Annotated in this window: 11 protein-coding genes; 7 read left to right on the plus strand and 4 right to left on the minus strand. The window is 62.6% G+C overall.

Going from position 1 to position 12,214, the window contains the following annotated elements:
• The first annotated feature begins 69 nt into the window (after nt 1-69).
• The 4 genes from ccoM (at nt 70) to ACLCGK_RS25705 (ending at nt 3,546) form a co-directional block, all read left to right on the plus strand.
• Nucleotides 70-186 (plus strand): cytochrome c oxidase subunit CcoM, encoded by a 117-nt coding sequence (gene ccoM / locus ACLCGK_RS25690; RefSeq protein ID WP_003254862.1) that lies wholly within the window; start codon nt 70-72, stop codon nt 184-186.
• Nucleotides 187-482: 296 nt separating this feature from the next.
• Entirely contained in the window at nt 483-2,471 is a 1,989-nt protein-coding gene (locus ACLCGK_RS25695; RefSeq protein ID WP_410953241.1) for an FUSC family protein, read from the plus strand.
• Nucleotides 2,458-2,664: a DUF1656 domain-containing protein gene (locus ACLCGK_RS25700; protein WP_013973910.1), complete on the plus strand. Its 207-nt coding sequence runs from the start codon at nt 2,458-2,460 to the stop codon at nt 2,662-2,664. Before ACLCGK_RS25695 ends, ACLCGK_RS25700 begins: the two co-directional genes overlap by 14 nt.
• Nucleotides 2,665-2,676: 12 nt before the next feature.
• The gene (locus ACLCGK_RS25705; RefSeq protein ID WP_015271522.1) at nt 2,677-3,546 is read left to right on the plus strand and encodes an HlyD family secretion protein; all 870 of its coding nucleotides are present in this window, start codon (nt 2,677-2,679) and stop codon (nt 3,544-3,546) included.
• Nucleotides 3,547-3,687: 141 nt separating this feature from the next.
• On the opposite strand, the gene ACLCGK_RS25710 is transcribed toward ACLCGK_RS25705, so the two are convergent.
• A complete protein-coding gene (locus ACLCGK_RS25710; protein ID WP_410953242.1) occupies nt 3,688-4,446 on the minus strand; it encodes an SDR family NAD(P)-dependent oxidoreductase in 759 nt (252 codons plus the stop codon).
• A gap of 112 nt (nt 4,447-4,558) precedes the next feature.
• Between ACLCGK_RS25710 and ACLCGK_RS25715 the strand changes: the two genes are divergently transcribed.
• Together ACLCGK_RS25715 and ACLCGK_RS25720 are read left to right on the plus strand one after the other, a co-directional pair.
• Nucleotides 4,559-5,467, plus strand: coding sequence for a LysR family transcriptional regulator (locus tag ACLCGK_RS25715; protein ID WP_410953243.1), 909 nt, complete (start codon nt 4,559-4,561; stop codon nt 5,465-5,467).
• Between the two features lie 123 nt (nt 5,468-5,590).
• Entirely contained in the window at nt 5,591-5,920 is a 330-nt protein-coding gene (locus ACLCGK_RS25720) for a DUF2025 family protein (protein ID WP_015271519.1), read from the plus strand.
• A 42-nt stretch (nt 5,921-5,962) separates the two neighbouring features.
• Here the strand turns inward: ACLCGK_RS25720 and ACLCGK_RS25725 are convergent, their stop codons facing one another.
• Nucleotides 5,963-8,548 (minus strand): EAL domain-containing protein, encoded by a 2,586-nt coding sequence (locus tag ACLCGK_RS25725; RefSeq protein WP_410953244.1) that lies wholly within the window; start codon nt 8,546-8,548, stop codon nt 5,963-5,965.
• Nucleotides 8,549-8,599: 51 nt separating this feature from the next.
• The gene (locus ACLCGK_RS25730; protein WP_410953245.1) at nt 8,600-9,673 is read right to left on the minus strand and encodes a diguanylate cyclase; all 1,074 of its coding nucleotides are present in this window, start codon (nt 9,671-9,673) and stop codon (nt 8,600-8,602) included.
• Nucleotides 9,674-9,803: 130 nt separating this feature from the next.
• Here ACLCGK_RS25730 and ACLCGK_RS25735 point away from each other — a divergent pair, with 130 nt between their 5' ends.
• The gene (locus tag ACLCGK_RS25735) at nt 9,804-10,895 is read left to right on the plus strand and encodes an MBL fold metallo-hydrolase (protein WP_085721084.1); all 1,092 of its coding nucleotides are present in this window, start codon (nt 9,804-9,806) and stop codon (nt 10,893-10,895) included.
• Nucleotides 10,896-10,898: 3 nt separating this feature from the next.
• Here ACLCGK_RS25735 and ACLCGK_RS25740 read toward each other — a convergent pair whose 3' ends face one another.
• Nucleotides 10,899-11,795, minus strand: coding sequence for a formate/nitrite transporter family protein (locus ACLCGK_RS25740; protein ID WP_085721085.1), 897 nt, complete (start codon nt 11,793-11,795; stop codon nt 10,899-10,901).
• Nucleotides 11,796-12,214 lie beyond the last annotated feature (419 nt).

A 12,214-nucleotide genomic window follows, 5' to 3' on the forward strand; every position in this document is an offset into this window, starting at 1 on the left:
AATTTTCCCCGCCTCCACATTGGTTAACTTGCACCCATCGGACAACGGCAAACGAATGGGGAGGCCAGCATGTTCTTCGACAACGTGGTTATCGCCGGAGTGGTAACGGTCGGGTTGATGGTCGCATTCTTTGCCGGTCTGGGCATTTTCATCTGGAAGGACTCGAACAAGCGCAAACCACGCTGACCTTCCGGGTACACGAGCACGCAAGGCATTTAGGGCGACTTCGGTCGCCCATTTTTTTGCCTGCAATTTTTGTGTTGCCTGTACCGGCCTCTTCGCGGGCACGCCCGCTCCCACAATGACTTCACAGGATTCGGACTGTGCGCGGTCCCATGTGGGAGCGGGCATGCCCGCGAAGAGGGCAGCACAGGAGAGCCTGTCCATAACAAAGATGATTAGCTAGCTAATTAATCGTTTCCGCTTTATCCTTCCCACCATTGTCTATCTTTCTACAAGACCATCCCCTCAAGGTCCGTCTCGTGCCCATCACCTTCCAGGCCCTGTTCGCTCCCAGCAGCCTCGCCCTCAAGTTCGCCATCAAGACCCTGCTCGGTGGCGGCCTGGCCCTGTGGTTGGCGATGCGCTGGGGCCTGGAGCAACCGTCCTGGGCCCTGATGACCGCTTTCATCGTCGCCCAGCCGTTGTCAGGCATGGTGGTGCAGAAGGGCCTGGCGCGGCTGGCCGGCACCCTGGTCGGCACGTTTATGTCGGTGCTGTTCATCGGTCTGTTTGCCCAGACCCCCGGTCTGTTCCTGCTCACCCTGGCCCTGTGGCTGGCCCTGTGCACCGCCGCCTCCACCCAGTTGCGCAGCGCCTGGGCCTATGCCTTCGTTTTGGCAGGCTACACGGCGGCGATCATTGCCCTGCCGGCCATCGATCACCCGTTGCAGGTGTTCGACCAGGCCGTGGCGCGCTGTACCGAGATCTGCCTGGGTATCTTCTGTGCCACCGCCAGCAGCGCCTTGCTCTGGCCCATGCGGGTAGAGCAGCAACTGGGCGGGCAGGCACGTCAGGCCTGGCAGAACGGCCTGCAGGCCGCCAGTGCCATGCTGGGCGGTGAAGACGAGGCGCGCAAAGGCCTGCTGGAGAGCCTGGGGCGTATCGTTGCCATCGACAGCCAACGCGAACACGCCTGGTTCGAAGGCAATCGCGGGCGCCAACGCGCTCGTGCCATTCGCGGCCTGAGCCAGAAACTGATGGTGCTGCTGCGCATTTCCCGTTCGGTGCGCCGCCAGTGGCGGCAACTTGATGAGGGCGAGGCCGAACGCCTGGCGCCCTGGCTGGAGGAGGTGCGCGCACTGTTGGGCAAGCCCGATCAGCCGAGCCTTTTGCTTCTGCGCCAGCGCATCTGGGATGCTGCCCACGATGATCAGATCAGCCCGGCGGAGCACTTTTGCCTGGCACGCATGGCACTGCTGCTGGATTACGCCATGGCTGCCAGCCAGGCGCTGGAGGATGTGGAGGCGGGCAGGGCGCCCAAGGATGTGTCTCAGGGCCTGGCCGCGCACCGCGACTGGTCGCTGGCCTTGCTGTTCGGCTCACGCAGTGCGCTGGCCTTTCTGGTGATGAGTGGTTTCTGGCTGGCCACCGCCTGGCCTTCGGCACCGGGTGGCCTGGTGCTGACCTGTGTGGTCTGCAGCCTGTTCGCCAGCCGCGAGAATGGCGCGCAGATCGGCCTGAGCTTTTTACGAGGGATCCTCCTGGCAATACCGGCGGCGTTTCTGGTCGGGCAAATTCTGCTGCCGCAATGGAGCAGCTTCGCCATGCTCTGCCTGGGCATGGGGGTGCCGCTGTTTCTTGGTGCGCTGGGCATGGCTCACCCGCGGACCGGGGCCACGGCTACTTCTTATTGCCTGCATTTCATCGTGCTGGTGTCGCCGCTCAACGCCATGCAGTTCGGCGTGGCCACCATGCTCAACAGTGCCTTGGCCATGCTGGTGGGTGTGTCGGCGGCGGTGATGGCCTTCCGCTTGTTGGTGTTTCGCCACCCGGCCTGGCTGGGCCAGCGCCTGCGCGCGGCGACCCAGAATGACCTGGTGCGCCTGACCCGGCGCGACCTGCGCGGGGCCGACAGTTGGTTTGGCGGGCGCATGGCCGACCGCCTGATGCAACTGGCGCGGCATGCCGGCGACCTGCCCGAGAGCGAACGCAAGCGCTGGGACGACGGCCTGCACGGCCTGGATATCGGCGACGAACTGGTGCATTTGCGCATGTGCCTGGCGGTCGCCCAGGCCCCGTTGGGACGGGCCGAGCGTGAATACCTGCAGCAGGTAGAGTCAGTGCTGGCCAAAGGGCCGGCGCCAGGGCGTGGACAGAGCCTGGATGCCGCAAGCGAACAGTTCATTGGCGCCTTGCGCCGTCTACCCTCCAGCGATCCGCTGCGGTTGGCCGAAGGGGCGGTGCTGCAACTGCAAAAAAGCTGGGGCAAGTGGTGCCGTTGGCAGGAGGAATCCCATGGGGTTGCGTGAGTGGGAATTGGGCGGCGTGCTGTTCAGCCCTTTCCTGGTTTATGTGTTGATGGCGCTGGTGCTTACCGGCGTGTTGCGTCTGGTGGTGCAGGCCACGCCGTTGGGGCGCTGGATCTGGCATGAAGCGCTGTTCGATGCGGCGTTGTTCGTTTGTGTGTTGTTCCTGGTAGTGCGACTGCTGGGAGCTTTATAAAGGAGTGTTTCGATGCGTGCGGCCGTACGTACCCTGGTCACCTTGTGTGTGGTGGCCCTTGCCGTCTTCGCCGGCTATCAGCTGTGGCAGTACTACATGCTCACCCCCTGGACCCGCGATGCCCGTGTGCGCGCCGATGTGGTGGTGATCGCCCCCGATGTGTCCGGCTGGGTGCGCGAGCTGAAGGCCCGTGACAATCAGCAGGTCAAGGCCGGCGACCTGCTGATGAGCATCGACCGCGAACGCTTCCAGGCTGCTTTCGACCAAGCCAGTGCGGTGACCGAAACCCGCAGCCAGCAACTGCGCCTGCGCGAGCGTGAAGCGGCCCGGCGTACCGCACTTGGACCGGAGGCGATCAGTGCCGAATTGCGGGAAAACGCCCAGATCAATGCGGCCATCGCCCGCGGTGAGCTGCATGAGGCCGAGGCACAATTGCAGGTCGCCAAAATCAACCTGGCGCGCAGTGAAGTGCGGGCGCCGCGCAGCGGGCATATCACCAACCTGCGCCTGGCCGAGGGCAACTATGTGAATACCGGGGAGGCGGTGATGGCCCTGGTGGACGATTCAACCTTCTATATCCAGGCCTATTTCGAGGAAACCAAGCTGCCACGCATTCGTGTGGGGGATGCGGTGAAGGTCTGGCTGATGGGCGCGGGCGAACCGATGCAAGGGCATGTGGAAAGCATCAGCCGTGGTATCACCGACCGCAACAGCAACCCCGACAGCCAGTTGCTGCCGGAGGTCGAGCCGACCTTCAACTGGGTGCGACTGGCGCAGCGGATACCGGTAAGGATTCGCCTGGACCAGGTGCCGGAGGGGGTGACCCTGAGTGCGGGAATGACGGCCAGTGTGCAGGTGCATGAGGAGCAGAGTCGGCCGTGAGGGCCAAAGGGCTGCTGAGCAGCCCATCGCGACACAAGGCCGCTCCTACAGGCGATCGCGTATTCCCCGTGCGATTGCGCATTCTTGTAGGAGCGGCCTTGCGTCGCGATGGGCCGCAATGCGGCCCCGGAAAAACCGAATTCAGAGGAACATCCCGCCCGAAACCTCCAGCCGTTGCCCGTTGATCCAGCCGTTGCCATCTTCCAGCAACAGCGCAATCGCTGCCCCGATATCATCCGGCAAGCCCACCCGCCCCAGCGCCGTGTTGCCGGCAATGTATTCATTAACCTGTCGGTTATCCCGCACCACGCCGCCGCCAAAATCGGTCTCGATCGCCCCCGGCGCCAGAATGTTCACGCGAATACCACGCGCCCCCAGTTCCTTGGCCTGATAGCGGGTCAGTACCTCCATCGCCCCCTTCATCGCGGCATAGGCGGCATACCCCGGCAGCGCAAAGCGCGCCAGGCCGGTGGAAATGTTGACGATGCGGCCATTGTCGACCAGCAGCGGCAGCAGGCGCTGGGTGAGGAAGAACGGCCCTTTCAGCTGGATGTTCAGCAACTGGTCGAACTGCGCCTCGCTGGTTTCGGTGTATGGCACGTTCAATCCGATCCCGGCATTGTTCACCAGAAAGTCGAAGCGCTCGCGGCCGAAGTGTTGCTGCAGGGTTGCGCCGAGGCATTCGGCGAAGCCGGCAAAGCTGGCGCTGTCGCTGACGTCCAGTTGCAGCATGACGGCCTTGACCCCGGCCTGCTCCAGCCGGGCGGTGACGGCGTGGGCTTCCTCGGCCTTGCTGTGGTAAGTGCCGATGACATCGATGCCGCGTGCGGCCAGGTGTTCTGCGGTGTTGCGGCCCAGGCCGCGGCTGGCGCCAGTGATCAGGGCAATCTTGCGGGTCATGGTGAAAACCTCATGGTGGGCTGATGAGCACAGGTTATTGGTCGGTGTGGTGCTGTTAAATCCAGCGAATATGGAAATACTGTTCGGTAAAACCGGATAGACGAGGGCTGAATTGAACAAGCTGGAGTTGTTGCGCACCTTTGTTCGGGTCTGCGAGGTCAGCAGTTTCACCCTGGCTGCCGAGAGCTTGGGGCTACCCCGTTCGACTGTGTCGGAGCAGGTCAGGGCGCTCGAGCGTTTGCTGGGTACGCAGCTGTTCAACCGCACCACCCGCCGGGTACAGGCGACCCAGGATGGCGCCTTGCTGTACGAGCGCAGCAAGGACCTGCTGTCGGGCATGGACGAAATCGAGGGCTTGTTCCGCGCCGACGATGCCGAGCTGGCCGGGCGCCTGCGCGTCGATCTGCCGACAATGATGGCCCGCCGGGTCATCATCCCGGCGTTGCCGCAGTTTCTGCAGCGCTTCCCGCGCCTGGAGGTGGAGCTCAGTTGTACCGACCGCCAGGTCGACCTGCTGCGTGAAGGCTTCGATTGCGTGATGCGCATTGGTGCCCTGCATGACCTGGATGTGGTGGCGCGCCCGGTCGGCCAACTGAGCATGCGCAACTGTGCCAGCCCTGCCTACCTTGCACGCTACGGCGTGCCGCGCACGCTGCAGGACCTGGCCGAGCATCACTTGGTGCATTACGTGCGCACTCTGGGGGGGCGTAGTGCCGGTTTCGAATTTCTGCAGGACGGTGAACTGCATTTCCAGGCCATGGCCGGCGTGGTCACAGTGAACAATGCCGAGGCCTACTCGGCGGCCTGCCTGGCCGGGTTGGGGCTGATCCAGGTGCCGGCGGTGGGCGTGGCCGAGCACCTGCAGCGCGGTGAGCTGGTTTCGGTACTGGAAAGCTGGCAGGCCCCGGCCATGCCCGTGTCACTGTTGTATGCCCGGCAGCGGCATGTGCCACGCCGGGTGCAGGCCTTCATGCAATGGTTGGGCGAGGTGCTGCATTCACAGGTTGACGGTGGTTGCTGATCGATGAAAACCGTGGCGCCTGTGTGATGGCTTGCGTTAGGCTGCCAGTCACGAGTTGTCCGGTAGAGGCAACCCTTTCCCGCCTGGCGTGCGTATCTTCCGATTTCATTGCGAGGTTACGTCATGGCCATCACTTCACAGGACATCTGCAACGCTGCCGACCAGCTCAAGGGCTTCGTCGGTTTTCATGGCAAGCGCGGCGTGCATATCGTGCGTTTTTCCGAAGACTCTTTCGGCATGGACGTGGCCGATGCCAGCATCACGCCCTGCAGCGAGTTTGTCTGGCGGCCCGAGCAAGGGCAGCGCATGGCTCTTTGCCGCGAACGGCTGGCGCTGTTGCTGGAGCAGCATGTGGATGACCGTTTGAACATCGGTGAACCGCTGCGCACCTACCTGCGCCGGCGCGACCTGCCGGAAATCGTGGCTGAGCGCAGCTTGCGGCAGCTGTGCTGAAAATCCCTGTGGGAGCGGGCTGCGCAAGCTTTCAAACTTACGCTACAGGTGGGGCGCCGAGCGCTGGGGTGCCTGCTGCAACAACGCCTCGAGCCCCGCACTGTTCAGAGGCCTGCTCAGGTAATAGCCTTGCACTTCATGGCAACGGTCCTTCTGCAGTGCCCTGAGCTGCTGCTCGTTTTCCACTCCTTCGGCCGTCACGGTCAGCCCCATCGCTTCACCCAGGTTGATGATGGCCTGGACCACGGCGCGGTCGCTGCCAGCGGTGTTGTTCAGCCCGCCGATGAAGCGTTTGTCGATCTTGATGCTGTCGAACGGGTAGGTGCGCAAGTAGCCCAGCGACGAGTAGCCGGTGCCGAAGTCGTCCATGTTCAGGCGAACGCCCAGCTCTTTGAGCGACAGCATTGTGCCCAGTGCGCCTTCGATGTCATTGAGCATCACGTTCTCGGTAATTTCCAGCTCCAGGCGCTGTGCGGGGAAAGCGGTTTCCAGCAGGATCTCGCGTACATCCGCCACCACATCGCTGCGCTGGAACTGCGCAGGTGACAGGTTCACAGAGACCAGAACATCGGCGGGCCAGTCATGGGCAGTGCGGCAGGCTTCGCGCAACACCCAGCGGCCCAGCGCGACAATGATGTCACTCTGTTCGGCCAAGGGGATGAAGGTGTCCGGCCCCAGCAACCCTTCCTGCGGATGCTGCCAGCGCAGCAAGGCCTCGACTGCGACGATGCGCAGGTCGCTGAGGCGGTAGCGCGGCTGGTAGTGCAGCTCGAATTCCTGGTTGCGCAGGGCTCGCCGCATGTCGTTCTCCAGTTGGCGGCGGTACTGGATCTGCTGGTTCATTTCGGCAGCGAAATAGCGCCAGGTGCTCTTGCCGTCGGCCTTGGCCTGGTACAGGGCGATATCGGCGCAGCGGATCAGCTCGCCGGCATCGAAGCCTTGGGTACGGGTCTGGGCGACTCCGATGCTGGCGCCAACATGGAGGGTCTGGCTATCGAAGGCGATCGGTTGCTGCAGCAGGCTGATAAGGCGCGCACAGAAACGGTCGATCTCGCTGCGGTTGTCCATGCCGCTGAGCACCAGGAGGAACTCGTCGCCGCCCAAACGCGCGACCAGGTCGCCGTCGCGGGTAGTGTCGCGCAGGCGGTTCGCTACCTCCTGCAGCACCGCGTCACCGGCGGCATGGCCGAGAGAGTCGTTGATCGGCTTGAAGTTGTCCAGGTCCAGCAGCAGCAAGGTCAGTGGTGGCGAGTCGCTCCCACGTAACAGCGCCTGTTCCAGGTGGCGGGCTAGCTTGTTGCGGTTGGCCAGGCCGGTCAGCGGGTCGTGCAGCGACAGGTGCTGGATGCGTGCATGGGCATCTACTTCGTCGGTGATGTCACTGGCGGTGCCACGAAAACCGACGGGCTTGTCGTCGTACCAGATGGCGCGGGCCGAAATCCGGCAGTAGCGGTTCTGGCCATTCTGGTCGCGGTAGGTGCAGCGCAGGTTGGCAAGTTGTTGCGGGTCGGCCGCGGCCAGGGCATCCAGCCACGGCGAGAGCGGCGTGGTATCGCAGGCCAGCAACTGATTGAGCGGGTGGCCGAGCCAGTCGTCCACAGGGTAACCGGTAACGTTGACAAAACGTTGTGACAGATAGGTGAGGCGTTGCTGCCGATCGGTTTCCCAGATCCAGTCGGATGCCGACTCAGCCACCGCGCGAAAACGCTGCTCGCTGGCCTCCAGAGCCTGGTTGCTCTGCTGAAGGTGGGCGAGCGTGAGGTCGATCGCGCGCGAACTGCGCAGGGCATGACGGAACAGGTAGAGCATGACCAGGCCAAGTATCAGCAAGGCTCCCGACAGCGGGGGCAACACAGCACGCAGCAACTGGTGCCCTGGCAGCGGGCTGCTCCAGGACAGGTGGTAGCCGGTATCGCCGAGGTCGATGCGCAGGTGGCCGTGCTCGCCCACATCATTTTTCTCCACGTGCATACCGGTCAGGCCGGCACCGCTGCTCAGTTGCGCCAGCTTGTCCTCGGTGAGCTGGTCGACAAACAGCATTACCGGCGCCTGGCTGACCTCGCTCTCGGTGACATCCCGGTCCGGGCGCACCGCCGCAGCACTGAGCACGGCCGGCCAACCGTTGAACAGGACGAAACGGGTGATCTGTTCACGGGGGATGGCCGCTGCCCGGGCCTGGTCGATGATTGGCTGCAGCGCTGCATCGATATAGGTATTGGCCGCCGCCTGGGTAGGCTGGCCTCTGAACAAGGCGTAGGTGGTGCGTGCGTCCTCCACCACGAACACTCCCTCATAGCCGCTGGCGCTGTACAGCGACTCGCCCACGTTCTTTTCTTCGTAGGCCCATTTCCAGTCGGCCTGCCCCGCCAGGTGTTCGAAGGCAGCATCCCATACGGCGTAGCTGGACAGGAATTGGCGCGATGCGAGCAACCGTTGCTCCAGCGCCTTGGATGCCTGCGAGGCGCTGCGCTGGCGCTCCTGATGGTCAAGAGTACCCGCGATATTGAACAGGGCGCCGACGATGACCAGGCAAGCCAGGCCGAAAACTGCGCTGAAGCCGGCAATCAAGCGACGCACCTGGAAGCGCGGGGTGGGGCTGGCGGTTGGAAGGTTGGCGGTCCTGGCCATGCGCGAGCGGCTCCTTCAGGCAGCCTCCCGCCAGTTAGTCAGGAAGGAGGTTCAATCAGGATAGGCCAGCCTGAGCGTTGCAGCGTCGCTGCGGGCAAAATTGACCTGGTCGCGCCCGGCATGCTTGGCGGTATACAGCGCCTTGTCCGCCTGTTCGAGCCAGTGCTCGGGTGACTCCAGGTCGGCATCGAATGCCGAAAGGCCGATGCTCAGGCTGATGCGCAGGTGCGGCAATTGCGGGTTGCGGTAGCTGGCGACCCGCTCGCGCAGGCGCTCCATGGCCAGGCACGCTTCGGCTTCGCTGGTATCCGGCAAGATTACGCAGAATTCGTCACCGCCGTAGCGCCCGGCCTGGTCGCCTTCGCGTAGGTTGTGCCGCAGCTCGGCACCGAGTTGGCGCAGCACACAGTCGCCGACAACGTGACCGAACGTGTCGTTGATGGTCTTGAAGTGGTCGATGTCGATCAGGGCAATCACCGCGTGCCCCTTTTGCTGCTGGCAGGCCTGGAACTTCAGCAGCAGCAGGTCTTTCCAGGCACCGTGGTTGAGCAGGCCGGTCAGGCTGTCGGTGAGGCTCAGGGTACTCAGTCGGCGCTTGTGGTCGGCCAGCTTGATCGCCAGCTGGTAGCAGACCCAGCCTAGCGCCAGTGGGTAGAGCGTCAGCATCGGCAGGCAGGCATAGACCTGCAGGGGTGTGGCATTCAGTTGCAGGCCGGGGCCCAGCAACAATGTGGCGACGAGCATGCCGGCCAACTGGGCCAGCATCCCGCGAACGACCATGCGTTTGCCGCCGGCGGCGACGTTGTTCATGGTCATCATCGAAAGCACGGTCACACTGGGCAATGGATTGAAATGCATGGCGGCGGTCCAGAACCCACCCATCAGGGAGTCCAGAACCAGGTTGCGCTGTTCTGCCTGGTAGGGCGTGGCCGAACGGGCTGCCCACAGGTAGGCCACATGTGGCCACAAGAGGCCATTGAACAGTACCAGCAGCCATGCCCAGGTGGGCGGTGACAGCGGCGCCATGGCGGCCATGACACTGAACAGGCCGATTCCCAGGCCGATGACCCGCGGCAGGTAGATGCGTTTGGCGAATGAAAGTCCTTTGCCGCTGCGTTTATCCATCTTGATCATCGTTCTTCTGCTGAAGCACCGTTTATCGCATAACTCGCATGAATATTGTTGAACAGTGTTTCATCGACGAAAAATGACCTTACAAGCCAATTCATGGTTGATCCGATCACTGTGGGGTAGCATGAAGGCTTTCCTGTTGCTCGGAGTGTTGCTGATGGTCCCTTTGGCCAACCCCGCCGGCGAGCCGGCGCCACAGCGGGAAGGGCGTTTTCACAACCAGGCGTCGTTGCCACAGGATGGCGTATTGAAGAAGCTGCGCATCGGGCTCAAGTACCTGTTCCTGCGCAAACCGCCGGAAACCCGGCCGGCCACACCGGTCAGCCTCCAGCCCATGACCCGCCAGCAGGTGCTCGATGCGCCCGACCGCAGCCTGTGGCGCCTGGGCCATTCCACGGTATTGCTCAAGCTGCGTGGGCGCTTCTTTATTACTGACCCGGTATTCGCCGAGCGTGCCTCGCCAGTGCAGTGGGCCGGCCCGCTGCGTTTCCATGCGCCACCCTTGGCACTGGACCAATTGCCGCCATTGGCTGCGGTGGTACTGTCCCACGATCACTTCGATCATCTGGACGAACAGGCGATTCGCCAACTTGCACCGCGAACAAGTGTGTTCCTGGCCCCGCTGGGCGTAGGCAACTTGCTGATTACCTGGGGCGTGGCACCGGCGAAGGTGCGGCAGCTGGACTGGTGGCAGGAAAGCGAGGTCGAGGGCGTACGCTTTGTCGCCACCCCGGCTCAGCACTTTTCCGGGCGTGGGCTGCTGGACAGCAACCGGACCTTGTGGGCGTCGTGGGTGATCGTCGACGAGGATGTGCGGGTATTCTTCAGTGGCGATACCGGCTACTTCGATGGGTTCAAGCAGATTGGCGAGCGCTTCGGGCCGTTCGACCTGACCTTGATCGAGACCGGGGCCTACAACGTCGCCTGGCCCGATGTGCACATGCAGCCGGAGCAGAGTCTGCAGGCCCATCTGGATTTACGCGGGCGTTGGCTGTTACCGATTCACAACGGCACTTTCGACCTGTCCATCCATGGTTGGCAGGAACCGTTCGAACGCATCCTGGCGCTGGCCAACCAGGCACAGGTGCGCCTGAGCACTCCGCAGATGGGCGAGCGGGTCAGCCTTGACTCTCCGCACGCCGGGCAGAACTGGTGGCAGCCACGGCCTGTGCGTCAGCGCGGCCAGGCGAACGAGCGCGTTGTAGCGGCACGCTGAGGTTCATTTGTTGCCGTTGTTGCGGCGCGGGGAGGGTGGCTGGTCCTCTTTCAGTAGCCGTGAGGGCGGTTTGCCGCTGTCGCTGCGCACCTGTGCATGGCTGATCAATCCGAAGATGAAACTGCCGCCGATGATGTTGCCCGCCAGTGTCGGCAGGGCGAACTCCAGCCAGAAACTGCTCCAGGTTTCATCGCCGGCCCAGACCAGATAGGACACCTCGACCGAGCCGACCACTATATGGGTGAAGTCGCCCAGGGCCATCAGATAGGTGATCATCAGGATGATCCAGATCTTGGCATGTTCCATCGACGGGATCATCCAGACCATGGTGGCGATCATCCACCCCGATACGATGCCTTTGGCGAACATCTGGCTGACATCGTTTTTCATGACCTTGCGGCCAACCTCCAGGAAGGCCACGTCGGTCTTGCTGTCGAAGATCGGCAGCTCCAGCATTACCCAGGCCACCAGCAAGGTGCCGGCGAGGTTGCCAAGCAGTACCACGCTCCAAAGGCGCAGCAGGCGCCCGAAGTTGGCCAGGGTGGGGGCAGTCATTACCGGCAACACGGCGGTCAGGGTGTTTTCGGTGAACAACTGCTGACGCGCCAGTATCACTGCAAGGAAGCCTGCGCTATAGCCGATGCTGGCGATAACCTGGGCACTGTCCCCCTCCGGCAGGCGTGCGTAGAACAGCCCCATGGCCATGAGCGACAACCCCATGGACAAGCCTGCGGCCAGTGCCGACCACCACAGTGCGGCGAGTGTTCGTTCCAGTTCCTGGTCGCCCTGGTAACGAATGATCTCGTGCAGCACTGCCGCGCGGGGCGGTTGGTTAAGGCTGACTTCCTGCTCCTCGTCCGCCGACAGGCCCGGGGTTTTCTCGCTTTGCGCATCGCTCATGGCCGCTACGCTCCGTTGGGTGGTGTTTCTCTACAGATTCGCGGCGCTTTCATTAGTTGCCGACGAAGGTAAAACGCTGGCAGAAAGTTTTTTCAGATCAAGGTGTTGACTCTGATCTCAAAGCGCGTATTATTCGCCTCCTCGCAGCGTTGAACGCTTCGAGGCAAGCGGTAAGTTGTTGAAGTTGAAGGGTTTCGAAAGAAATCGGTTGTAAAAAACTTCAAAATAAACGCTTGACAGCAAATGAGGAAAGCGTAGAATGCGCGCCTCGGTTGAGACGAAACGCTCTTAACCAAACGCTCTTTAACAAATCGAATCAAGCAATTCGTGTGGGTGCTTGTGAGTACGGACTGATAGTCACAAAGATTATCAGCATCACAAGTGGCCATGCGAGAAATCACATAGTCATTTGAGATTGC

The sequence above is a fragment of the Pseudomonas sp. S1(2024) genome (assembly GCF_046557535.1).